The 24,298-nt window shown below is 48.8% G+C and carries 22 protein-coding genes and 1 tRNA gene; 6 read left to right on the top strand and 17 right to left on the bottom strand.

Annotated features, from left to right (window positions below; translation table 11 throughout):
- Positions 1 to 133 precede the first annotated feature (133 nt).
- Entirely contained in the window at positions 134 to 706 is a 573-nt protein-coding gene (locus tag BLR50_RS09775) for a uracil-DNA glycosylase (RefSeq protein ID WP_092641340.1), read from the bottom strand.
- Positions 707 to 985: 279 nt separating this feature from the next.
- Between BLR50_RS09775 and pduL the strand changes: the two genes are divergently transcribed.
- Positions 986 to 1,558, top strand: a complete 573-nt coding sequence (pduL, locus tag BLR50_RS09770) for a phosphate propanoyltransferase (RefSeq protein WP_092641337.1) — start codon at positions 986 to 988, stop codon at positions 1,556 to 1,558.
- Positions 1,559 to 1,664: 106 nt separating this feature from the next.
- Here pduL and BLR50_RS09765 read toward each other — a convergent pair whose 3' ends face one another.
- From BLR50_RS09765 to BLR50_RS09745, 5 genes are all read right to left on the bottom strand, one after another.
- On the bottom strand, positions 1,665 to 2,459 hold the full coding sequence (locus tag BLR50_RS09765) for a polysaccharide deacetylase family protein (RefSeq protein WP_092641333.1): 795 nt from the start codon (positions 2,457 to 2,459) through the stop codon (positions 1,665 to 1,667).
- 28 nt (positions 2,460 to 2,487) lie between these two features.
- Positions 2,488 to 4,638: a glycoside hydrolase family 3 C-terminal domain-containing protein gene (locus tag BLR50_RS09760; RefSeq protein ID WP_092641330.1), complete on the bottom strand. Its 2,151-nt coding sequence runs from the start codon at positions 4,636 to 4,638 to the stop codon at positions 2,488 to 2,490.
- 415 nt (positions 4,639 to 5,053) lie between these two features.
- Complete coding sequence (locus BLR50_RS09755) at positions 5,054 to 5,899, bottom strand: carbohydrate ABC transporter permease (RefSeq protein WP_092641327.1); 846 nt, start codon at positions 5,897 to 5,899, stop codon at positions 5,054 to 5,056.
- Positions 5,896 to 6,876, bottom strand: a complete 981-nt coding sequence (locus BLR50_RS09750; protein WP_092641324.1) for a carbohydrate ABC transporter permease — start codon at positions 6,874 to 6,876, stop codon at positions 5,896 to 5,898. Before BLR50_RS09750 ends, BLR50_RS09755 begins: the two co-directional genes overlap by 4 nt.
- A 93-nt stretch (positions 6,877 to 6,969) precedes the next feature.
- Positions 6,970 to 8,409, bottom strand: a complete 1,440-nt coding sequence (locus BLR50_RS09745; protein WP_092641321.1) for an ABC transporter substrate-binding protein — start codon at positions 8,407 to 8,409, stop codon at positions 6,970 to 6,972.
- Between the two features lie 648 nt (positions 8,410 to 9,057).
- Here BLR50_RS09745 and BLR50_RS09740 point away from each other — a divergent pair.
- Positions 9,058 to 9,951 carry a helix-turn-helix transcriptional regulator gene (locus tag BLR50_RS09740; protein ID WP_092641318.1) on the top strand — a complete coding sequence of 298 codons (894 nt, stop codon included), beginning with the start codon at positions 9,058 to 9,060 and terminating at the stop codon, positions 9,949 to 9,951.
- A gap of 106 nt (positions 9,952 to 10,057) precedes the next feature.
- On the top strand, positions 10,058 to 11,311 hold the full coding sequence (locus BLR50_RS09735; RefSeq protein WP_092641315.1) for a [Fe-Fe] hydrogenase large subunit C-terminal domain-containing protein: 1,254 nt from the start codon (positions 10,058 to 10,060) through the stop codon (positions 11,309 to 11,311).
- A gap of 51 nt (positions 11,312 to 11,362) precedes the next feature.
- Here BLR50_RS09735 and BLR50_RS09730 read toward each other — a convergent pair.
- The 3 genes from BLR50_RS09730 to eno all read right to left on the bottom strand — a co-directional run bounded on the left by BLR50_RS09730 (position 11,363) and on the right by eno (position 13,766).
- Positions 11,363 to 11,439: transfer RNA gene (locus tag BLR50_RS09730), tRNA-Arg, on the bottom strand.
- Positions 11,440 to 11,628: 189 nt separating this feature from the next.
- The gene (locus tag BLR50_RS09725) at positions 11,629 to 12,327 is read right to left on the bottom strand and encodes a coenzyme F420-0:L-glutamate ligase (RefSeq protein WP_092641312.1); all 699 of its coding nucleotides are present in this window, start codon (positions 12,325 to 12,327) and stop codon (positions 11,629 to 11,631) included.
- A gap of 146 nt (positions 12,328 to 12,473) precedes the next feature.
- Positions 12,474 to 13,766, bottom strand: coding sequence for a phosphopyruvate hydratase (gene eno, locus BLR50_RS09720; protein ID WP_092641309.1), 1,293 nt, complete (start codon positions 13,764 to 13,766; stop codon positions 12,474 to 12,476).
- Positions 13,767 to 14,028: 262 nt separating this feature from the next.
- Here eno and BLR50_RS09715 point away from each other — a divergent pair, with 262 nt between their 5' ends.
- Together BLR50_RS09715 and BLR50_RS09710 are read left to right on the top strand one after the other, a co-directional pair.
- Positions 14,029 to 15,093, top strand: coding sequence for a polysaccharide deacetylase family protein (locus BLR50_RS09715; protein ID WP_242871737.1), 1,065 nt, complete (start codon positions 14,029 to 14,031; stop codon positions 15,091 to 15,093).
- Between the two features lie 224 nt (positions 15,094 to 15,317).
- Entirely contained in the window at positions 15,318 to 16,430 is a 1,113-nt protein-coding gene (locus BLR50_RS09710) for a coiled-coil domain-containing protein (protein WP_092641306.1), read from the top strand.
- Positions 16,431 to 16,522: 92 nt separating this feature from the next.
- Here the strand turns inward: BLR50_RS09710 and BLR50_RS09705 are convergent, their stop codons facing one another.
- The 6 genes from BLR50_RS09705 to BLR50_RS09680 all read right to left on the bottom strand — a co-directional run bounded on the left by BLR50_RS09705 (position 16,523) and on the right by BLR50_RS09680 (position 22,558).
- Entirely contained in the window at positions 16,523 to 16,714 is a 192-nt protein-coding gene (locus BLR50_RS09705) for an alpha/beta-type small acid-soluble spore protein (protein ID WP_092641303.1), read from the bottom strand.
- Positions 16,715 to 16,924: 210 nt separating this feature from the next.
- A complete protein-coding gene (gene fsa / locus BLR50_RS09700; protein ID WP_092641300.1) occupies positions 16,925 to 17,572 on the bottom strand; it encodes a fructose-6-phosphate aldolase in 648 nt (215 codons plus the stop codon).
- 378 nt (positions 17,573 to 17,950) lie between these two features.
- The gene (gene trxA / locus BLR50_RS09695) at positions 17,951 to 18,265 is read right to left on the bottom strand and encodes a thioredoxin (RefSeq protein ID WP_092641297.1); all 315 of its coding nucleotides are present in this window, start codon (positions 18,263 to 18,265) and stop codon (positions 17,951 to 17,953) included.
- A gap of 56 nt (positions 18,266 to 18,321) precedes the next feature.
- The gene (gene pyrB / locus BLR50_RS09690) at positions 18,322 to 19,392 is read right to left on the bottom strand and encodes an aspartate carbamoyltransferase (RefSeq protein WP_092641293.1); all 1,071 of its coding nucleotides are present in this window, start codon (positions 19,390 to 19,392) and stop codon (positions 18,322 to 18,324) included.
- 95 nt (positions 19,393 to 19,487) lie between these two features.
- Positions 19,488 to 21,734, bottom strand: coding sequence for a glycoside hydrolase family 3 C-terminal domain-containing protein (locus BLR50_RS09685; protein ID WP_242871736.1), 2,247 nt, complete (start codon positions 21,732 to 21,734; stop codon positions 19,488 to 19,490).
- A 203-nt stretch (positions 21,735 to 21,937) separates the two neighbouring features.
- Entirely contained in the window at positions 21,938 to 22,558 is a 621-nt protein-coding gene (locus BLR50_RS09680) for a TetR/AcrR family transcriptional regulator (RefSeq protein WP_162840393.1), read from the bottom strand.
- A 189-nt stretch (positions 22,559 to 22,747) separates the two neighbouring features.
- Between BLR50_RS09680 and BLR50_RS09675 the strand changes: the two genes are divergently transcribed.
- Positions 22,748 to 23,182 (top strand): RrF2 family transcriptional regulator, encoded by a 435-nt coding sequence (locus BLR50_RS09675; RefSeq protein WP_092641287.1) that lies wholly within the window; start codon positions 22,748 to 22,750, stop codon positions 23,180 to 23,182.
- Positions 23,183 to 23,246: 64 nt separating this feature from the next.
- Here BLR50_RS09675 and BLR50_RS09670 read toward each other — a convergent pair whose 3' ends face one another.
- Together BLR50_RS09670 and BLR50_RS09665 are read right to left on the bottom strand one after the other, a co-directional pair.
- Entirely contained in the window at positions 23,247 to 23,825 is a 579-nt protein-coding gene (locus BLR50_RS09670; protein ID WP_143008091.1) for a hypothetical protein, read from the bottom strand.
- A gap of 219 nt (positions 23,826 to 24,044) precedes the next feature.
- Positions 24,045 to 24,298 (bottom strand): integrase core domain-containing protein (locus BLR50_RS09665; protein WP_143008058.1); only part of this gene is annotated, 254 nt, incomplete at its 5' end.

The following is a 24,298-nucleotide window of genomic DNA, read 5'->3' as shown; positions in this document are numbered from 1 at the left end:
TGCCTCCTTAGCGGGGTTTTGCTATAAATCCTTTATACGGTGCTCTATTTAATTCAAACAATTCAACTATAGCATGATGGATGATTTTTGTAAATATTGTATTATATCTTAACCCTCTGCCCAAGAAGTATGTTTAGTATGTATGTGTGCAAATTTCGTTAATCTTATCCCTTAACAATAAACAATCATCAAACGCAACGGGCTTCAGGTTTGGGTTACGCAGCAGTGCGGCGGGATGAAAGGTGCCCATTACAAGCCGGCCGTTTTGCTCAAACCATTTGCCATGTTCGGTGGTTACCTTAAAATCCTCTCCGATAAAGCGCTTTGCGGCAATTCGCCCAACACAAACAATAATTTTCGGGTTGATATACTCAATCTGCCGTGCCAGGTGCTTGGCACACGCGCTCTGCTCCTCGGGCAGCGGGTCGCGGTTCTCTGGCGGGCGGCATTTGATGATATTTGCAATGTAGATATTCTTATCACGGTATAAGTCTATGCACGAAAGCAGCTTGTCCAGCAGCTGACCGGAGCGCCCCACAAACGGCAGACCCTGATCATCCTCCTGCGCACCCGGCGCCTCGCCAATGAACAGCACCTCGGCAGTTTCCACCCCCATACCAAACACTACATTTTTGCGGGTCTGGCTTAATGGGCAGGCGATACAGCACTGAACCTCTTTTTGCAGGCTGATAAAGCTTTCGCTCATATATAAACAATCCTTTCTTACAAAAGTAGGCATCCGTTATTTGCGCTGATACAAAAATTATAACACAGTACGTCATGCATAGCAATTTTCGTATCCTAAAATGAATTGGTGAAATGCATTATCCCATCAAGAATAACAGATAGCACATCCTATACTGTAATTGGTATAAAAACATTAACATTTTGGCTTGCATTAGCGGCTCATTCGTCGTAGAATAACATTGTATGAAAATAAGGTGTGTTAACTTTTAGCATCGCCTAATATTGGAGGAAGCAACGGATGAAGTTTATTGTTGAAACATCGGCCCGTCATGTACATGTTACCGAGGCGGATTTAAAGACATTATTCGGAAATGACGCAGTACTTACCAAGAAGAAGGATCTTTCACAGCCCGGGCAGTTTGCCTGCGAGGAGCGTGTTACCATTGTTGGCCCGAAGAATTCGCTTGCGGGTGTTTCTATTCTTGGCCCGACACGCCCCAGCACTCAGGTAGAGCTTTCGGCCACCGACGCCCGTTCTATCGGTATCTCGGCTCCTATTCGCGAATCCGGTGATACCAAGGGCAGCGCGCCCTGCAAGATTGTCGGCCCTAAGGGTGAGGTTGAGATCTCCGAGGGTGTAATCGTTGCCAAGCGCCATATCCATGCTACCCCTGCCGATGCCGAGAAGCTTGGCGTAAAAGATAAGGAAGTTGTTTTTGTAAAGGTTGCTACCCCCGAGAGAACCACCATTTACGGTGATGTAGTGGTTCGTGTTTCCGACAAATTTGCACTCGCCATGCACATTGATACTGATGAATCCAATGCTGCCGGCTGTACGGGCACCGTTGAAGGCGAGATTGTAAAACTCTAATCAGCATACTAACTGATAACTGCCCTTTCTCTGATATGGAGTGAGGGCAGTTTTTATTGCGCAAGCGGCATACCGGTTTATCCGGTATGCCGCTTAACCTGTTTTATTAAAGATGTAAGATTTCGCCCGGCAGGACCTTATGAAGCACTCCACCCGATTTTATCCAAACATTCTGTCCTGACGGGTTATATACCGTCAGGACATCCGTTGTTGAAACAAGACTGCGTACAGCACTAAGATAACGCTTAACTTCAATATTCGTGGCATACCATACCTCGTCATGTGAGCCGATCTGACTGCAAAACTCCTCCATCAGGCTCCAATTTCCATCACGCTCGAATTCGTAGCTGTGCCCCCAGATATAGAACAGCTGAAGGCGTTCGTATTCAAACGGAGCAAGAAGGTGCTTTTCATGATTCAGGAGCTCATTTTTATGATGGCAGGTCGGCTTCCAACGCAAGAAGTCTGGCTCAGCCTGAAAGCCTCCGGTGCTTTCTACCGTACGCGCGTATTCAAAGCCCAACGACTTTACAACTGCTACAACATCATCGGAATAAACACCAAACGGATAGGACAGGCCGGTAACGGGGCTGTTTGTAAGCTCTTCCAGCCGTCTGCGGTCCTCCCAAAGCTCGCTTACCAGCTGTTCCCTGGAAAGGTGGGTAAAATACAGGTGCTGCACCCCATGGCAGGCCACCTCATGCCCTGCATACAAGGCGGCTACCTCTTTACTGGTAATAAAACCTTCTCGGTCAAGGGTACCGGAATTCAGGTGAAAGGTAGCCTTAAGCCCGTAGCGGTTTAAGATTTCAACCAGCCGACGGTCATAAACCTGGCCGTCATCGTAACTTAGTGTTACAGCGGCCTTCCTGCCCATTGGGTAACATGCCTGCCAACTCATAAATCAAACCTTCCTGTTCATTAAAGTGTCATCCCAGATAAACATCCGTGCTTAGGGGGCGCTTGCCCGCCAGCTCAAAGCTGCGTTCATCCGGCTGGCTTCCGCCAACATAGATAGAATAATGCCCCGGCAGATATACACGCCTGCCATCCAGCAGAACAGTTGTCAAACTGGCGGCCTTGATTTCAAACCGCACCTTTGCACTTTCGCCTGCTTTAAGGAAGATATGCTTCATTCCGCATAAAGAGAAGTTCGGCTGCTCGCCCAGCAGGTCTTTTACCTCTGCATTACACGCTTTAGCGGCATTCTCTTGAACGTGGTTTTTAATATAGATCTGCACCGTTTCAGCTCCGTCGCGGCTGCCCTCATTGGTAACGGTAATCTCTCCGCACAGGTTTTTTTCCGGTGCAGTCTTATTGGCATCCAGCTTTAAATCAGCATAACGGAACGTGGTATAGGATAGACCGTAGCCAAAGGGATACAGCGGCTTATCCTGCATATACCGGTAGGTGCGGTTGTGCATGCTGTAATCCTCATAATCCGGCATAGTACCGTCATAGCAGAAGGTAACGGGCAGACGCCCCGACGGGTTTGTTTGCCCAAACAATATCTCGGCTAAGGCGTTGCCGCCCTGCGCGCCGCTGTACCAGCATTGCATTACCGCCGCACAACGCTCGGCTGCACTGCCAATATCCAAAGCGCTGCCGCTGTTAATCACCAACACAACCGGCTTGCCCACTGAAAGTACAGCCTCCAGTAGCTTACGCTGCGGCTCAAGCAGCAATAAATCCGGCTTATCGCCTGCTGCATAGCTGTTGCCGGTATCGCCCTGCTCGCCTTCAATTGTCGCATCCAGCCCAAGGCAGAGAATAACTGCATCGCTCTCTGCTGCGCAGCCCTTTGCCTCAGAGAGGCGGTCATCATACATTGCCAGCGGCTCTACCCTATCCTTAAAGAGATGGCAGCCCATGGAATAAAATACACGAATATCGCTTCCGGCGGCTTTTTTAATGCCTTCCAGATTGGTTACATACTCCGAAGCGGTGCCGCAGTAGTTGCCCTCTAACACCACACGGGAATTTGCTGTTGGGCCGATTACGGCAAGCCGGGTAATCTTATTGCGGTTGAGCGGCAGTATGCCGTTGTTTTTCAGCAGCACCGCAGACCTGCGCGCAGCCTCTAAAGAAAGGGCGCGGTGGGCGTCACTGTCATTCTCATCATAGGGGATATTATCATACTCGCAGTCACTGTCAAACAGGCCAAGGCGCATACGCGTTTCGAACAGGCGCACCGCAGCCTTTCGAATCTGCTCTTCGGTAACAAGTCCCTCCTGATAGGCTTCCAGCATATGCAGGTAGGTGTTGCCGCAGTTCAGATCACAACCGTTTTGCAGTGCAAGAGCGGCCGATTGCGCAGGGGTATCGGTAACCCGGTGGTGCTCATGAAAATCTCGGATGGCCCAGCAATCGGAGACTACATGGCCCTTAAAGCCCCATCTCTCCCGCAGGATATCTACAAGCAGGGTTTTGCTGCCGCATGAGGGCTCGCCGTTTACACGGTTATACGCGCCCATCACGGCTTCTACCTCTGCTTCCTTCACCGCTGCTTCAAAGGCCGGGAGATAGGTCTCTTCCATATCCTTTAGCGATGCCTTGGCATCAAAGCTGTGGCGGTTTGCCTCCGGCCCCGAGTGTACGGCAAAATGCTTGGCACAGGCAGCTGTTTTTAAGTACTTTCCATTGCCCTGCAAACCGCGAATAAACGCGACACCAAGCGTCTTGGTTAGATAGGGGTCTTCACCATACGTTTCCTGCCCTCGGCCCCACCGTGGGTCTCGGAAGATGTTGACATTCGGTGACCATACGGTTAAGCCCTTGTAGATATCGCGGTCTTCGTTCTTGGAGTTCATATTATACTTGGCACGGGCTTCGGTGGAGATAACCTCGGCAATCTCGGTTAAAAACTCCGGGTCAAACATCGCCGCAAGCCCGATGGCCTGGGGGAATATTGTTGCGGTACCAGCACGCGCCATACCGTGAAGCGCTTCATTCCACCAATTGTATGAGGGTATACCAAGCCTAGAAATTGCCGGGGCATCGTATCGAAGCTGCGAAGCAGCCTCCTCCAGCGTCATCTGCGACACTAGTTCTTCAGCTCTGGCACGGAAATCGTTTTTCATTTTATTCACTCACTTTTTTAATAGTATTTGAATTGCCTATTATCGGCATTTACTTAATATACTTAAACCTATACAAACGTTTTATAAAAACATTATTTTCTTTTCTTGCAGACAAATTTTATACGCGCCTAAACGTGTGTTATCAGCAATATAAAATTACTTGCGCTTAATCCAACACAGCCTCGGGCTTCTGATTACAATAAAACCAGAACGGTTAAAAAGCCGTCCTGGTTTTAATACACTGGTAACACGATTAAAAGCGTCTTTCCCTGGCGCTCACTGGCAAATAAATAGTTTCAATACTGTCTGAGATACTTAACCCTTACCCATAGGAAGGGCATTAATGTACTCGACAACAAGAACAAACTAATCGCTTCCTGTAACTGGGCTGAAATTGGGAGCAGGGTAAATGTACTTACTCCTTTACGCCACCCAGCTGCACACCCGCTATAATATACTTTGAAAGCGCAAAGTATACAAAAAATAGCGGCAGCACTGTCAGCGACAACCCTAAGTAAATCGAGCCATATTCCCTCTTAAAGATATCGCCCTTCAGCAAGCTTACCATAATAGGCATTGTGTATTTATCATTAGCAGTAAGCAGAACCATAGGCATAAACAGATTGTTCCAGCTTGCCACAAAAGCAAAAATAGCTTGTGTTGCAATTGCCGGTTTCATGATTGGCAGTATAATCCGGTTAAAGGTATGAAATTCACCTGCACCGTCTATACGAGCGGAATTCACAATGTCAATCGAGAATGTTGCCACCAGATACTGCCTCATAAAGAACACCATCGCGGGTGCGGCTATAGACGGCAGAATTAACGGCAAAAAGTTGTTCGTCCAGCCGAGTTTATAAATAAATTGATAAAAACCGATACTGGACATCTGTGCGGGAATCATCATGATAGCAAGGATAAACGTAAAGAACGGTTTGCGCAGCTTCCAACTATACGCTGTCAGACCGTATGCGGTAAGCGAAGAAAAATACACCGCACAAGCCGTTGAACCTACAGAGATAACCATTGAGTTAAAGAAGCCCAAAAGCGGATTAAAGCTCTTGCCTATCAGTACACTCCAGTTGCTAAGTAAAAACGTTGAAGGCAACAACGATATAGCATGCTGTTGAATCTCATAGGTTCCGCGGGTTGCGTTCATTAACATTATCCAAAAGGGAAAGATACTTAATATAGAAAGGAATATGCAAACTATGTAGATAATTGTTTTAGCTATTCCTCTGGATACACTCATGCTTTTCATAATGCTGCCCTCCTACTTGCCAATTTCTCAGCTTTTTTGAGAGCTTTCTTTTCTTTTTCAAGCTTAACTTCGTCTTTATCACGCATAATAAAGAAGAGTATTAATGAGAATACCAAAATAATGGCAAACAAAATCATGCTTGCAGCAGATGCGCGGTTATACATGTAGCTTCCGGTATAGGCCTGGTTATAGATATATACACTGGTAGTGAGCGTAGCATTATCCGGGCCACCTAAGCCACCAAGAATGAACAGCTTAGGAATATCGAACATCGTCAAACCACCGATCATACTTGTAACCAAAACATAAAGCAGTATCGTTCTGATGTTAGGTAAGGTCACCTTGAAGAATGTCTGTGCGCCGGTTGCGCCGTCAATCTCCGCGGCTTCAAAAAGTGTAGGATTAATACCCAACACACCCGCGATAAGAACTACCATTGTATTTCCGTACCACATCCAGAACTGGATAAACGACAAGATACCTCTTGCCGTATTTCTGTCATTCAAGAAATATACCGGCTCTTTGATTATGCCCATTGTCATCAGCAGGTCGTTAACCGGGCCCATCGGGTACCCAAACAGTGCATTAAACAGAATAGCAACCGTTGCTGCGGTTATAATATTAGGCATATAGAGCAGAACCTTGAAGAAACCCTGCCCCTTAATTTTAAGGTGATTGTTGGTAAACCATGCAGTGAGTAAAAGAGCAAGCAATATCTGCGGAATAAAGTTTAACACCCACAACAACGCCGTATTAAACAGCGATATCTGGAAGTTCTGATTTGAAAGAACTATCCCGAAATTTTGAAACGGATTATCTAAAAAGCGAAAGGCGGTTTTGCCGAAGCCCTTAAGGTTTGTAAATCCAATCACAGCCGTGTAAATTGTGGGGTACAGCGAGAAAACTAGGAACGCCAGCACGAATGGTATGGAAAATATGTAGCCGTATTTCGCGTAACTTACGCTCTTGCGGCGCATAAGCGTTCACCTCCGGTAAAGTGCGTAGTATTTTTTCTTAAATTAAAAAATGGGGCGGACGGAAAGGCGTCCGCCCCATTTTACTGATTGAAATTACTCTACAGTAATGTCAAGGCTCTCAGCTACCTTAGCTTTGAAATCCTTAATAGCTGCTTCTTTGGTCTTCTTGCCAGCAGCATACTGACGAACCTGATCACGGAGTGCGAGGTTGATGGTTTCGTCGTACTGGGTCATGTTCTTGGTGTTGATATTAGCTTTGCCAGCGGGAACGAAGATGTCAAACATATTCTGACCGCCGAGGAACTCTACCTTACCGTCAGACTTCTTCATAACGGTTGCGGAAGCAACGGTGTCCTTGGTGCCGCCAGGGCCATTAAGAGTACCGTTAGCCCAGAAGTACTGGAGACCAGTGTCAGAGCTGTCAAGGGTGATCCACTTAATGATGTTACCAACGGAAGCCTTAACCTTGCTGTCCTTGTTGGCAAGTACCCATGTGCCGCCCCACCAGAAACCGATAGGAGATTCGCAAACTGCCCAGTCACCATAGGTGCCTTCGCCGGGCTTCTTGCCGCCGGAGTTGCCAGCCATTACATAGTTGATGAGCCAAGCAGGACCGAAGAAACCAAAGATCTTCTTGGGGCCGCCGTCTTTCATGTCAGCGTTCCAAGCATCCTGCCAGTCCTGAGTAACGTTGCTTAAGCCTTCATCGGTAAGCTTCTTGGAATAATCAAAGAAAGCTTCGCGAGTAGGATCCATGTAGAACTTGCCGTCAACAACCCAGCCTTTTTCAGCCTGAGCCTTAAGGGGCTGCCATAAGTCGCCGTCGCCGGAGATGATGCCATAACCCTTAGCCTTCAGCTCTTTAGCTGCAGCCCAGAATTTATCAAGACCGGGGCCAACCTTATCTTTAATGGTAGCGGGGTCATCTGTGCCCCAAACGTCCTTCGCGATGGAACGACGATAAATATAAGCACCGCCGGTAGCCTGATAGCCAAGAGCTACCAGAGCATTGTCGGAAGGTCTGGTACCGATATCAACGGTATACTGAGCAATATCAGCCTCTTTGAGCATAGCGTCAACGTCAATGCCGAGATCCTTGTATGCAGCAGCAGACGCAGAAGCATCGCCCTGGGTATACTTAAGTACGAATGCGCTCTCTGCAGCATAGATATCAGGAGCATCTGCGCCGCCGGCTGCCATAGCCTGGTCGAGAGCGGGCTGATAAGCGCCATCGGTTGTAGCAACGATGGTCGGCTTAACTTCGAGAGTAAACTCGGGGTGAAGTTCCTTGTACTTGGTCATCATCTTCGGAATTTCATCAGTGAAGCTCCACAGATTAACAACCTTTACGCTGGCGTCGTCTGTAACTGCGGGAGCAGCAGCAGAGCTAGCAGCTTCAGAGCTGGCAGCAGCCTCAGAGGGAGCAGCAGCAGCATCAGAAGAGGCTGCAGGAGCCGCAGGCTGAGAGCAGCCGGTAAGAGCTAATGTCAAAACGAGTACACACGCAAGGGAAAGAGCAACAATACGTTTCACTTTTTAGTTCCTCCTTTGTCAATTATGCCTAATATAAAGTTAATTGATAGCTGAGAGCATCTTAAACCCCTGCCAGACGCAATATCTCTGTTAGAAAGCATCAACACCCCACGAAAGCATCAATGCCCTTAGCAGAAAATTGTATCAAACAAGTGTTCAAAATGCTTCAACAATCAAAACTTCCATTGTTGCAGCAAAGTTCCTGACGGGTACAGGAATCTTTGCCGAGGGTCTGAGGGTATTCCATCGTCCTTTACAATGGGAAACATTCTATGAAAACGTTTTAGATATGTAAACAAAATTAAAATGAGGCGTAGACTATTTTCCTCTTTGTTTTACTCAGCTTTAACTAATTCAATAAAATAGACAGCCTCAACTACCCCTATAGTATAGCAATCTGCACAAGCCATCGCATTTCAAAAATTGCCTTCTAATTATAAATTGTTGCTATATTGTTTAGTTCTATAATTTTGAATCAAGTTGTCTTTAGGCTGGCAAATGTAATTTTGTATATTATTTAAGGTAACTGAATCGTTTTCGCTGTCATTATACTCAAAAAAATTATTGCCTTTTTGTTAACATATGTTATGATTAAGCTGTAAAGCGCAATAATTGAGATTTAAGGCCGTAATAACAGGAGAATGGTTTATGATAAGAACTCTCAACGGCATCAAAGAGACTGTGAATTTTGAACAAGGTTCCTCTCTTATACTTTACAACAACGATGAGTGCGAAAGCTACCCGAACCACTGGCACCCGGCCATTGAGATTATCATGCCCCTGGAGAATAGCTATAAGGCTGTTTGCGGCGGGGTATCTTTTGATCTGCAGGTTGGCGACGTACTGCTGATAGCGCCCGGCACCCTGCACCGTCTGCACGCGCCAAAAGTCGGAAGGCGCATGATCCTCCAGGCAGATTTTTCGCTTCTTAGCCACTTAAAGGAATTTGATTCTATTATGTCGATTATTATTCCCGCGGTGTGCATCAACGCACAGAATTACCCCGAGATTCACGCAGAGATTGAGCAGATTATGCGCTGCATACTCGATGAGTATTTTGGCTCCTCCCCGTTGAAGGAGGCTCTGATCTATTCCTATATGATTCGCATGATAGTGCTGATTGGAAGGCAATATACCCATAACGTCAAGGATTCGGAGCTGCAGGATAACAAGCATCATGAATATATAGAGAAATTTCTGTTTGTCTGCGATTATATCAACAAGCATTTTGACGAAAGCCTTACTCTTGATCAGGTTGCGGCTATCGCAGGTTTCAGCAAGTATTACTTCACCCGCCTGTTTAAACAATTTACAGGGGTATCCTTTTATAAATACCTAAACCGGCGACGCATTATGTACGCCGAACAGTTGCTGATTACCCGTGAGCTCTCCATCACCGAGGTCGCCATCCGTTCCGGCTTTGGTAACCTTTCGGCCTTTATACGCATGTTTAAGCTGCTAAAAAACTGCACTCCTACGGAATTCCGTATCCTTTACCAGTCTATCGACCAGCCGCTGAACAATTGTGAGGACGACGATTGAACAATTTATACTCAAAAATCATGTACCCGTAGTTAAATAATTCATAGACCGTTACACTATACTACAATTAGATACTTTATCAAATGTAGACTTGAGGTGTGAAACTATGGATCGGTACAGTGAACTGAACCGCGAGCTGGAAAAAGCGGCTGTAGCCGGAAACCTTGACGAGGCTTGTGAAAAGATTCAAAAAGCCGGTAATTCCCGCGACCTTCATCTGCTTGACCTGATACTGCATCCCGAAAACCAGCCTCCTGTTGTAAAAACAGGCGCCTGCCGATGCAGCGACGAAGGCAATGGAGCCTGCGCGGTTTCCTGCCTGTTTGACGCCGTCAAACGCGACGAAAACGGCAAGCTGATTATTACCAGCAAGTGCACCGGCTGTGGAGAATGCCTAAAAGCCTGCCCCCAGAATAACCTTGAGGGTCGAAAAGATTCAGTGGCACTGATAAGGGCGCTGAAAGAAAAGGATGTACCCGTTTATGCCATGATTGCGCCGGCATTTTCCGGCCAGTTCAGCCCAGATGTGACCTCCGGTAAGCTGAGAAGTGCATTTAAGCTGATGGGTTTCTACGGTATGATTGAGGTGGCAATGTTTGCGGACATTCTTTCGCTGAAGGAAGCACTTGAATTTGACCGTACAATCATAAATGATGAGGACTTTCTATTAACAAGCTGCTGCTGCCCGCTTTGGGTGGCGCTTATCCGAAAATCATATCAGACGATGATTCCGCATGTGCCGCCTTCGGTATCCCCCATGGTTGCCTGCGGAAGGTCGATAAAAAAGCTTCATCCGGATGCTGTTACGGTTTTCATCGGGCCGTGCCTCGCAAAGAAAGCCGAGGCGCGGGAACCCGATATCTCGGATGCCGTAGACTTAGTATTGACCTTTGAAGAGATTGCAGAGCTTTTTGACATCTTAAAGATAGAACCGGAGAAGCTTGAAGAGGATCAAAGCGACCACTCTTCCCGTGCAGGCCGGGTCTACGCAAGGGTTTCGGGTGTTAGCGAGGCCGTGCAGGCAACATTGAACCGGCTTCGCCCTGACAGAAGAATTTCGCTGAAATCTCAGCAGGCTGACGGTATGATTGACTGTAAAAAGCTGCTGAAGGAGCTCTCGGAGGGTGAGATACGCTCAAACTTCATAGAAGGCATGGGGTGCCGCGGCGGCTGTGTTGGCGGTCCAAAATCGTTGATAGGCAAGGATGAGGCCCGCGACCACGTGAACCGCTACGGTAACGAGGCAGGTTTTAAAACGCCCGTCGACAGCCCTTATGTGCTGGATTTATTGAAACGGCTGGACTTTGATACGGTAGAAAGCCTTCTGGAGCGAGATAACTACTTCACCAGAATTCTATGAATAGCAAAAGCGGCATGTAAAATGAACTTCTCATTCTTACATGCCGCTTTGTGGCGCGCCCGGAGGGACTCGAACCCCCGACCTACTGGTTCGTAGCCAGTCACTCTATCCAGCTGAGCTACGAGCGCACGTCTATTCTTTTCGCTGAATTCTTAGCACCTAAACTGTAATCAGCCTTAATATAATACCATGTTCGCATACCATTGTCAACCGCAAAAGACGCATCTTACTGCAATTATTTTTGCAACTAATCTTAAAGTCAACAGGACATATCATAGGCGCCGGAGTGCTTCCGGCGCCTATAGCAATGCATACAATTAAGCCTTGCGGATAAGCCCCATCGGGGTTTGCTCGTTGGTTTGACCAAGGGGGTTGTCCTTTAACAGCTTCACAAGCCACTCGCGGCTCATATCCTTTGAAGAGGTTCCCAGGATAGCACCCTCCAGATCGTTGATATCCACTATCGTTGCGGGGCAGCCCAGCGCATCAGAAAGATCCTTGGCCACCTTGTCCGGATCGGCGGGGGCAAGCACTACATATTCATTATACGGCGGCAATGTATAGCTGCACGGTCCATCGATTGACCTTGCCTTTGGGCCTGCAATCACATAAAACCATCCACGCTTGCGGAACAGCTTGCCGATTGCCGAGATAAAGGCTGCAAACAGAATTTTAATGGTTCCGCACTCCTGCAGCGCCATCTCCATCGTTTCAGGGATACCGAGGCCGATGCCGTAGGGGGTTTTCAGCACAAAGCGGCTTAAGAACTTTGCCAGCGGGCGCGGGTGGATATCCTTCATGGGAATGGCGCGCTTTTGGGTGCATGCCACCGCCTTTTCAGAAACAAAGAAGATATCTCCTGGCTGCACGTGGGGCTTGGCATACTTTACAGCCACATCACAGATATTATCTTTATCGGTAATTACATGGGTTTTAATCGCATACCGAACATAGTCTATGCCATCTACGGTTATGATACCGTTTTTCTCTTCATTTACAAGAAGCTCGTCACTCATGGTTTAAACCGTCCTATCGTTTACATTATGATAACACCAAACTCTAGTATATTCCGTTTGCTTTGGAATTGCAACCCTTTTTCTGGACCCCTCAGGGTTTAAAACGGAGCTGCTCGTTTGGCCATTGTTTTGTCCTGCGATAGCGATTAAACCGTGGCCGCGTTGGATAGAAACGGGTTTTGGTAGATGGCGGCCTCACCCAAATGCTCCTCAATACGCAGCAGGCGGTTGTATTTCGCCACACGATCGCTGCGCGCGGGGGCACCCGTTTTAATCTGCCCCGCATTCACCGCAACCGCAATATCGGCAATAAAGCTGTCCTCCGTCTCGCCGCTTCGATGGGAGATTACGGTTGTATAACCGGCCTTTTGCGCGGTGAGAACGGCCTCAAATGCCTCGCTGAGGGTGCCGATCTGGTTTACCTTCACCAGAACAGAGTTTGCAGCCCCCATTAGAATTCCCTGATTCAGGCGCTTTACATTGGTAACAAACAGGTCGTCCCCCACCAGCTGCACACGATCACCCAGACGCCGGGTTAAGGTTTGCCACGTTTCAAAATCCTGCTCGCCTACCCCGTCCTCTACTGAAACGATGGGATATTTGGAAACCAGCTCGTCCCAATAATCAATTAGCTGCTCGGGAGTATAGGTCAGGCTCTTTTTAGGCAGGGTGTAGCTTCCGTTGTCATACCATTCGGAGGAAGCAGCATCAATCGCTATCATAACATCCGTGCCGCCTGTATAGCCTGCCGATTCTGCTGCCTCAAGGATCAGCTTGATGGCATCCTCGTCGCTTGCAAGGTCGGGGGCAAAACCGCCCTCATCCCCCACCGCTGTGGAAAGCCCCTTGCTTTTTAAAAGCTTGCCCAGCGACGCATAGATTTCCGAGCAGCAGCGCAGCCCTTCCTTAAAGGAGGTTGCCCCCACCGGCATAATCATGAATTCCTGTATATCCACATTGTTGGAGGCATGCGCGCCGCCGTTTAAGATGTTCATCATCGGCACCGGCAGCATTCTGGACTGTATCCCGCCAAGGTAACGGTAGAGCGGAACACCGGCACTCTGCGCCGCCGCACGCGCCGCAGCCAGTGATACGGAGAGCATGGCGTTTGCCCCAAGACGCGTTTTATTCTCGGTACCATCCAGCTCAATCATCCTGCGGTCAATCGTCTGAATGCTGCTAATACCCATTCCGCACAAGGCGTTGTTAATCTCGCCGTTAATGTTTCCTACTGCCTTGGTTACACCCTTTCCGTTATAACGCTTCGCGTCACCGTCACGCAGCTCGTGTGCCTCGTAAATGCCCGTAGACGCGCCGCTGGGCACGCTGGCCATGGCGGTCACACCGCTGGAAAGTGTAACCTGTGCCTCCACCGTGGGGTTACCGCGGGAATCTAAAATCTCTCTGCCGTAAACCCTTGTAATCTTAATCTCGCTCATGCCTTTATACTCCTTTATCATTTTATACCTATTACGATTATTCAGTTATATATAGCCAATTATAACTATTCTTCACTTCAGACGCTAAATTATACCAGTAACACTTAGAAAGAAATTTAACAAAATAAACTGCATTTTTTAAAGGCATTCACGCACACTAGTCTTGTAATTCGCATCTTTAATTTTCAAGATAGAAAAAATTTTGGATGTATGTTATAATATTATGTAAACAGTTATCCATATCCAAAGGGGAGAATTATAGTTGAAACGTATTTGCAAGGCTTTTGCATTATTAGCCGCTATGCTTTTTATGTTAACATCCTGCACCTATTCCCTATTAGGCAGTTCCAGTACACCCTCAACGGCTGCTTCTTCGGCTGCACAAAGCTCTGCGCCAGCCTCCAGCCTGCCGCCCGATAACGGCACCAGCACCCCGCAGGTAGATTCCTCCGGCCCCGTGAAGCCGGAAGCCCCGGTGAAGCCGGTAATCTCACCCGAATACGAGGATCTTGCCGCATTGAGCAACGAAAAGGTTCAATGGGGGCCGGGTAACCAATTTGGCAGCGATGGCAGGCCAACCGGCCCTGTAAGCCTTCAGAAGAAATACGGAAAGTACGGCGCTTATTTTATCTCACCGGACAAGGATAGCAAAAAGATCTATCTGACCTTCGACGAAGGCTACGAGAACGGCTTCACCGCCAAGATACTTGATACGCTGAAGGAGAAGGGCGTTTCCGCCGTATTCTTTGTCACCTACGACTATGCCAAGCGCAACCCTGAGCTTGTACAGCGGATGATTGATGAGGGGCATATCGTGGGCAACCACAGTACCACCCATCCTTCTATGCCGGATCTCTCGCTTGATGAGGCAAAAAAGGAGATTCAAACCCTGCATGACTATGTGCTGCAGAACTTCGGCTATGAGATGTGGCTGTTCCGGCCGCCGCAAGGCGATTTCTCGGAGCGCACACTGGCGCTTGCCCATTCCCTTGGCTATCTGAACATCTTTTGGAGCTTTGCGTATAAGGATTGGGATGTGGAAAACCAGATTGGGTATGACGCAGCGCTTGCCAAGGTAACCAAAAACCCACATGCGGGCGGTATCTACCTGCTTCACGCAGTTTCAAAGGATAACAGCGAGATTCTTGGCAGCGTAATCGATAATTTCACAAGCAAAGGCTACACGCTCTCAACATTCGACCTTTCCGGTGATACTGCGGCTCAAACAAAAACTGAAAGCTCGCGCAGCACTGCCGAAAGCTCTCCTGTCTCTTCAAATTTCTCCGATACTTCCTCCCCCGCAAAAGATGCGGTTGTTATTAAGTAGTGCTTATTAGGAACGCTTTTTTGGCGTTCCTTTTTTTAAGCCAATAATATACTAATTTTGTATACAATTTAGATATACCATAAAACATCAAAGCTGTAAAGCAGAATTTTATTAATTTGCTTCCAATTATTAATATCGAGCATAGTAATTGTATTTTAGATTTTGTATTGCTATACTAATTGTAAAGATGGATTTATGAAGCAGCTGTACAGGAGGCAAAACGCGTGGGCGTAAATAAGAATATCAGGGTGACAGTCGCGGGGGATGACAAAAAAGACGTTACCATCTACATAAAAAAAGCGGTCAAAGCCGCGCAGAACAACGGTGCCGAACAGGATGACAATCTGGCTAAGATTTCTGAGCTGGAACGCGACTACCGCACAATGGCTGACCGTTTTAACCGTGAGCAGGGACTCTCCTTGCATCTTGAGGGCGAATGCAACCGGTTAAAGGCCGAGTTGGAACGCCATAAGGCCATTGCTGTGCAAAAGGAAGCAGAAGCGGCGCAGCTTTTACAGGAGCTGCAGGAAACTCGGGAAGAAAACAAAGCGTTAATTGAGAAAGCCGAAATGCTTGAGAAGCAGTGTGCACAGCTGGATGCACTTCGTCACCAGCTGGGTGGATTGATTACCGAGACAAAGCGAAAAACCGAACGCTATGCACCCTCTGATTCAAGCGAAGCACAGGCAGAACAGCCTGCCGGCAGAAAGCAGGACTTTTTCCGGCGTGATATCAACGACTTCCGCAAGAATTTAAGCGAGCTTGAAAAGCAGATTGCAGGAGGCTTTGCGGATATCAGCACGTTTATTGACAACGCCCACCTTGAGATTGAGAATGAACCTTCCTCGCTGTTTGAGGCCGATATTCCCGAGCTGTTTGATTATAACGAGCCTTTCTATTATGCTCAACCGGATGATTCGGCTAACGCCGCCCCCGTACTTGAAGTAGAGGCCACGTTGGTGGAAAGCATGGAGGATAGTTCCGGAATACAGAAATCCCTTCAAGGTGAGGCAGGCGCTGTTGAGGCGCTTCCCCTGCAGCCGGAGAATAAGCCAATCGAAAACAACCCTGCTGCGTCTGAAGATAAAGCAGACGAGCAGCAAACCGAAGAAGAGCCGGCAAGACGCCTAAACTGGCTGAATTTCAAGCTCAGACGCGAAACCGTTCGCGCCGACGAGCTGCACAGCAGCCAATCCTTAAAGCCTGCCGAAGATGATTTTGTTGAGGATACTTTAACCGCTGACCCGCTCTTCTCATCCCCCATCTGGGCAGACGAAATCCCGGCTGGCGAAGGCGGCTTCCGCAAAAGATTTCACGAGCACCGCAGCCATTCATAGTTAAAACACGAGGGGCTTGCGCACATCTGCACGCAAGCCCCTCTAAATTATCCGCTGCTAGTAATATAGGTTAAAAAGCAGTCTGAGCTTAACTATTTTGCCGAGTTCTCGTAAGCCTGGATCATCTTCTTAACCATCTGCCCGCCGACAGAACCAGCCTGTCTGGAAGTAAGGTCTCCGTTGTAACCCTGCTTCAGGTTTACGCCAACTTCAGTTGCGGCTTCCATCTTGAAACGGTCTAAAGCCTCGCGAGCCTGAGGAACGATAATTCTGTTGCTAGCCATAATTCTACACTCCTTATTAGATTTAGAATGAAGCGTTTGCACTATTATTGTAGTCCGCGACGAAATGAATATGAGAGGGAATTGGCGGTATGGATTGTAGAAACTATATGGCTTTTTAGCATTTTTTATTATTTTAATACGGAATGTATCAATAATAGCACAGGCTCCGCCAAAAAAGCGGAGCCTGAATGGTTTTGATGTGAATTTCTATTACTTCTTAGGAACAGTTTCCCAATCCTTTAAGAAGCGCTCGATACCCTGCGTGGTGAGCGGATGGTTGCAGCACTTCTTCATTACATCGTAGGGGACGGTTGCAATGTGTGCACCTGCAAGAGCCGCAGCAGTAACATCCTCAGGCTTGCGGATGCTTGCCGCGATAATCTCGGTATCAATGCCGTGAATGGAGAAGATACCGGCAATCTCTTCCAGCAGGTCTACGCCGTGGGCGCCCACGTCATCAAGTCTGCCTACAAACGGGCTAACATAGGTAGCGCCCGCTCTGGCCGCAAGCAGCGCCTGTGCGGCAGAGAAGATAAGGGTAACGTTGGTCTTAATCTTCTTTTTGGTAAGCTGTGCGGTGGCCTTTAAGCCCTCTGCGCACATCGGTATTTTAATAACGATATTCTTGTGAATCTTAACGAGTTCCAATGCCTCGCTTACCATGCCTTCGGCGTTGAGCGAGATAACCTCGGCGGAGATCGGCCCGTCTACAATAGAGGTGATTTCGGTTACAACCTCTTTAAAGTCGCGGCCCTCCTTGGCAATTAAGCTGGGGTTGGTGGTTACACCGCAGATAACGCCTAAATCGTTAATTTCGCGGATATGCTCCACATTTGCGGTATCTAAGAATAATTTCATGGTGACAATCCTTTCCTTTTATTTTGAGGCTTGACTGAAAGCATGCCTTTGTTAAAAGCCAAAAAGCCTTCATTACAAGCACTGTTTAAACTGCCTAACGATTAGTATACCCTATTTTCGAAACAGTTTCAACACTGCACACTGCACGTTAAAAATTAAATTATTCTAACGTCTTATCACCTTTTACATGTATCTTTCTATAGATACATACCAGCTTTTAATCATGTCCGCTTTGCTTTCTTTGCATTTTAGCAGTGTATGTTTCATCAAATTCATAAAAAATGCAAAATCTATTATTGGGGTATTGCAACAGAAAACTCGGTTATCATACTTGTTTAAACAAGGTAAGATAACCGAGTGTCCTATGCATTGGTAAATTTACAATCCGCAGAGCGCGAGATAATCCTCTTTTGAACGCAAGCCCACCAGACGGCCTGCCTCTGCGCCGTTTTTTATGTACAACACCGTAGGGAGCGCCAGTACGCCGAACTGGTCGGCAAGCTCGGTCTGCTCGTCGGCATCCACCTTGCCCACCACCACCTTGCCCTGCAGCTCCTCCGCCAGCTCGTCGATAATCGGGGCTAGCGTACGGCAGGGCGGGCACCACGCGGCCCAGAAATCCACCAGCATGGGCAGGGGCGAGCCCTCTGCCTTCTCGTAAAACTGCGAGTTTGTCAGGTGCACAGCCGGCATAGCAGCCTCCTTTTCGCCATCAAGAAGCGATGAAAGCGTGATGAAATTACACGTTGCTATATCAGTATACGCTGGCTGCAGTATTCGCATTCCAACATATCGCCGCTGCCCTTATAAAGGTTCGGCAGATATTTTTCCGTTTGGGTAATGCAGTGAAGATTCAGGCAGCTAAACCCGCCCGTGCGCGGTTTGGGTATTGCTGTTGCCGGCAGTGAGCCGTCGAACAGCATCAGGATCAGCGCCATGCGGGCATAAATGCCGTAGGCAGCCTGCTTAAAGTAGATGGCGCGCGGGTCGGTATCCACCGCGTCGGCAATCTCATCCACGCGCGGCAGCGGATGCATAATCTTCATATCCAGCTTTGCGCGCTCCAGCTTCTTTTCATCAAGGGTGTAGATGCTGTTCTGCCTTTTGTATTCCTCCTCTGAGGAAAAACGCTCCTTCTGGATGCGCGTCATATACAATACATCCAGCTCGCCGATGGCCTCCTCCAGGCTGAACACCTCTTCAAACGGGCAGCCGTTGGCCTGCAAAATATCGCGGATGTAGGAGGGGATGCGCAGCTCTTCGGTAGAGATGAGCACAAAGCGGTTGCCCTTAAACTTTACCATCGCCTTGAGCAGGGAGTGAACGGTTCGGCCGTTTTTCAAATCGCCGCACAGGCCGATGGTGAGATTCGTCAGCCTCCCCTTCTCCTGCTTTAAGGTAACAAGATCGGTAAGCGTTTGGGTGGGGTGCAGGTGCCCGCCGTCGCCTGCGTTGATAACAGGGCAGCTCGCGTACAGAGAGGCCGCCTTGGCACTACCCTCGTAGGGGTGGCGTATTACCAGAATATCGGCGTAGCCGCTCATAATTTTAACGGTATCCTTCAGGCTTTCGCCCTTTGCCACCGAGGAATTCTGTGGGTTATCAAACCCGATTACCTCACCGCCCAAGCGCAGCATCGCTGTTTGAAACGACATCTGCGTACGGGTAGAGGGCTCGTAAAAAAGCGTTGCCATAATCTTGCCCGAAAGCCTGCCAAAATAATCGGACGGCTTTTTGCTAATCTCCCCGGCAAGCATAATCAGCTTTTCCCATTGTGCTACTTGCAGGTCATCAAGGTCAATTAAATGCGGCAGATTCATGTAGGCAAGTCTCCTTTTAGAACGCTAGAATTTTATCTTTCCTATTGTACCACAAGAAAAGTTAAAATCAACTTGCTGGGGATGAAATCTGCCTGTTATTTTAAAGTTTTTTCAACCGCCGCAATCTCTTCCATTGTTAAATCTGAAAAACAGATCATCGCGTGCAGCGGCATATATTCGGTCATAGAGTTTCTCATCAAACCGGTGGATTTGCCAAGTGCATCAGGGTCATCAAGGTCGCCGACGGCATCCATCCTTTTCAACAGTTGCTTCAAGGGTGCGGGGTTACTTGAAAGGCGGAGTACCTCCCCCACCGTAGTGGTATCGGTAATCTTTAGCGGAATTATCGTTGTGCTGTGTACTGTTACAACAGCCTTCAGCGGAAGCTCGGCGCTGCTGGGGCCTGCAAGAAGCGTATATTCCCCGCTCGGGGCCACCCAGTCCTTTATGTCTGTGTCATAATACGCAAAGCTGCGCTTATCCAGTGTAAAGACAACGGTTTTCTGCTCGCCCGGCTCGAGCTTTACCTTTTCAAAGCCCTTGAGCTCTTTAATAGGCCGTACGATGTCGGCAACGGCACAGGGGGCTACATAAAGCTGTACAATTTCGCTGCCCGCCCGCTTGCCTGTATTCTTTACAGTTACCGAAACCTGCAGTGTTTCCTGATCAGACAGCTTTTTTCTGCTCAGCCGGATATCCTCATAAGAGAATGTTGTGTAGGAAAGCCCATGACCGAACGGGTACTGCACCGCTATCCTTCGCGCGTCATACCAGCGGTAACCTATAAAGATGTCCTCGCTGTACACTACCCTTTTGGTATCCCCCGGGAAGTTCAGCCAGCAGGAGGTGTCCTCCAGCCGCAGCGGGAAGCTTTCGGCCAGCTTGCCGCTGGGGTTTTCTTCACCATACAGCAAGTCAACTGTGGCCTGCCCTACCGCTTGCCCGCCCAGATACATCTCCAGGATGGCATTCACCTTATCCCGCCACGGCAGATAAACCGGGCTTCCGTTATGCAGCACCACCACTGTATTGGGCTGAACGGCAGCAACCGCTTCAATCAGCCGGTTCTGGCATTCGGGCAGATTCAGGTGCGTTCTGTCGTAGCCCTCCGATTCAAAGACATCGGGCAGGCCCGCAAATATGACGGCAACCTCGGCCTCCTGCGCAAGCTTTACTGCCTGCCGCAGGGCTTCGTCATCAATTTCATCCGTCTCTGCACCGAAGCCCTTTGTATAGGCAACGTTCGGATATGCCTTTGCAGCATCCAAAGCACTGTCTACGCGAAAGCTGTTGATATGGCTGGAGCCGCCGCCCTGATACCTCGGCTTCTCGGCAAACTCACCGATAAATACAACCTTTTGTTCCTTATTGAGTGGCAGTACCCCCTCGTTTTTAAGCAGTGCCGCACATTCGCAGGCCGCTTTGCGCGCAAGCTCATGGTGCGCTTCGCGGTTATACTCTGCCGCCGCACGGCCTATGCCCTTATCAATCCATTCAAGAAGACGGGTAACCGCCTGGTCAAGCACTTCAATGGGCAGGGTATTATTGCGCACCGCCTCTGCAATCAGCTTATCGCGCTCGCCGCGGCTGGAGGGCATCTCCAGCTCAAGCCCGGCCTTAAGCGAATTCACCCGATGGTTTACCGCGCCCCAGTCTGACATCACAATTCCGTCAAAGCCCCACTCCTTACGGAGCACGGTGCTTAGCAGCCACTCGTTTTCACAGGAGTAGGTACCGTTAATGCGGTTGTAGCTGCACATCATCGTCCACGGCTTGGCGTTTTTTACAACTTTCTCAAAAGCCGTAAGATAAATTTCCCTCAGCGCACGCTCACTCACCTCTGCGCTCACCGACATACGCCGGGTTTCCTGATTATTCGCCGCAAAGTGCTTAGGCGAGGTGCCTACGTGGTGTGCCTGCACAGCGCTTACAAACGTGGCAGCCAGCTCCCCCGCCACATACGGGTCTTCGCTCAAGTATTCAAAGTTGCGCCCGCATAAAGGGCTGCGCTTCATGTTAATGGCCGGCCCCAAAACGGTATGCACCCCTTCGGCCACAGCCTCTTCACCGATGGCATCGCCGATACGCTGCATCAGCGAACGGCTGAAGCCTGCCGCCAGCGCGGCACCGCTTGGATAACAAACCGCCTGCACCGTTTCGGTTTTACCGGGTTGCTCCTTATTTTCCTTTTGGGCGCGCAGCCCGTGCGGGCCGTCGCTTACCAGTATTGCATCCAAGCCAAGGCGCTCGACGGTCTTGGTGTGCCAGAAGTCGGCACCCGAACACAGCCCGGCCTTTTCTTCAACAGTAAGCTCCTTCAGCAGGTATGGTATGTTCAGCATGTTTAAAACCCCTCTTTTGTTATTATGTTTTAGTTTTTATCCTTAGATGAGCGATATTCCGGCAAGCGGCATCGAACTGTATGAAACACGTGTCCCATTGTGGGGCAAAAAATAATGTGCAGCCTCTGCACAGGTTTATTTACAGCTAGAGCATATAACAATTTAAGCCAAAAGTCAATCGGTAATATACTGTTTGCCCTTTCTCACCGAATACCTCGTAAAAGAATATCCAGATTAAAGCTTAACAGCTCGCGGGAAATGCCATGTTCAATATTATAGTGCTGCTCGCGCGGCAGCACACGCTGCGCCATAGCAAGGCAGCTGTTGGTTAAGGTTAAGCTCAGTTGACCGGCCGTAAGCTTAGTAGTAATGCTGCCGTCGTCCATCGCACTCTGTAGGGCCATGGTTAATACCTGACTGTTGGCATTGGAGCGCAGAAAGACCAGATAGCTTTTGGCCATCTCGTCGTTGGGATATTCACCGGTAAAGGCAAAATCAAAATCACGCAGAAAGGTTACCTTATCAATGTTTGCGAGCAGCTTGTCGTTGAGTGCCCGCAGCAGCCGTTTTACCGCCTCATACCCACTTTGGGCGTTGGAAATGTCGGTTGCGGGGAAAACCGAGGTAATGTCCTCAAGCTCCTGCTGCGCGATATAAAAGATAATGGCGCTCTTGTTCTCAAAATGACGGTACAGCGTACTGCGCCCGATTCCGATTTTGCGCGCAATATCCTTCATCTCGGTTTTCTCAAAGCCATTCTTAATAAACAGCTCCCGCGCTGCTTCTATAATCTGAAGATCGGTATCGCTTAATTCCTTTATCAAACAAATCACCCTTTGTGCAATCAGCATAGCACAGTGGTTTTGCCGCTGTCAAGCAAACACCTCAACGGTTAGGAATACCTATTGCACGGATATGAAAACACTGATAGAATAGTAGTATAGATTATAATTTATTAGAATGCCCGCGTTTTGTGTCTCTTGGCACATACGCCGGAAAGGATTGATACATAGATGAAGATTTCTACAAAGGGGCGCTACGGCCTGCGGCTGGTGCTCGACCTTGCGGTGAATTACGAAAACGGGCTGACCTCGTTAAAAGATATTGCGCAGCGGCAGGAGATCAGCGAAAAATACCTGGAACAGATTATCATCCTGCTGCACAAAAGCGGGCTGATTAAAAGTATGCGCGGTGCGCAGGGCGGCTATACGCTCACCCGCCACCCCAGGGATATCACCGTGGGCGAGGTGCTGCGTTCGCTGGAGGGGCCTTTTGTGCCGGTAGACTGCGTGCAGGATCGGGGAACTTGTCTGCGTTCCTCTAAATGTGCAACCATTACGGTGTGGGAGAAGATTGGCAACGCCGTAAACGAGGTGCTTGACAGCATGACAATGCAGGACCTTGTGACCGATTATAACCAGAAAAACGGCAGCGATTTCTGCATCTGATTTTTACAGGCATATATGCTTGGGGCTTGGGGGCATTACTGCTCTCAAGCCCTTTTTATGTCTATTACCCTAAGCGTATAACCAAAACCGAGGCATTGCCGATATCGGCGGTGCTGTCGCCGTTTATAAGACGTATCAGCCGCTGTTCACCCTGCGGCACCAGGATAGCGGCATGCGCGCCAAGTGACATGCAGGTGCCCATGAAATAGGCGTTGCGGCAGAACGAACGGGAGCCAAGCAGCTCCTTACCGTCCGCTTCCAGCAGCAGCGAAGCGGTTACGCCGGTAGCGGGCGCCGCCGAGACATTGTACCATACAACAAATACCCCTGTTGTCTCCCCTGCTCTCAGCCTGATTGCGCTTCCCAGCTCCACAAGCTCTATGTTTTCTTCGCCGCCTAAGCAGGCCGTAAAGCACACCGGCATACCGGGTTTTACATCCTGCTGCAGCTCTGTGCGGATATACTGGGCAAAGCCTGCCGCAAGGCTGCCGCCCGCAAGGTTTGCCACCAGCTGCTTCTTGATCTGTCGCGGCAGTTCTTCATCTTCTTCGGGCTTGCTCTTCCTTGCGTTTGCTTTCTTGGGCCTCAGCCCCAAGGAGTTCAAGAAGGCTTCCTCCGAGATGTCGAATTCTTCCCCGGGCACGCAATCATTCCCCCTGTTCCACACTTGAAAAATAAGTACAAATACATTATATGCGCGGGGGAGAAAAAGCTTGAAAGGAATCTGGTCAAAGCTTGTCATATTACCATTGGATAACGAAAAAGCACCCTTCATCATTCGCTGAACTGCATCCCGTCAAGAGGACAGCGAAAAAACATAAAATTTTCCCGACCAGTGGTGAACAAAACCACTGGTCGCTTTTTATGCAGCGAAGTAGAGATTAAATTTCTCTAACGGTGTCAGAACACCCAAGTTGCGTTGCACACGCCGGGTGTTGTAATAGCTGATGTAACTCTCAATCATCTGAATAAGTTTCTGCTTGCTGGTGAATCTCCGACCGTAATAGCGTTCGCGTTTCAAAATGCCCCAGAATCCTTCCATAGGACCGTTGTCGATGCAATGTGCCACACGGGACATGCTTTGCGTCATACCAGCTTTTTCGAGTTTGTTGTGAA

Origin of the sequence: Acetanaerobacterium elongatum, assembly GCF_900103835.1 — a bacterium.
GTDB lineage: Bacteria > Bacillota > Clostridia > Oscillospirales > Ruminococcaceae > Acetanaerobacterium > Acetanaerobacterium elongatum.
Note: the sequence above shows the minus strand (reverse complement) of the source record. Positions and strands in the feature narration are given on the sequence as shown.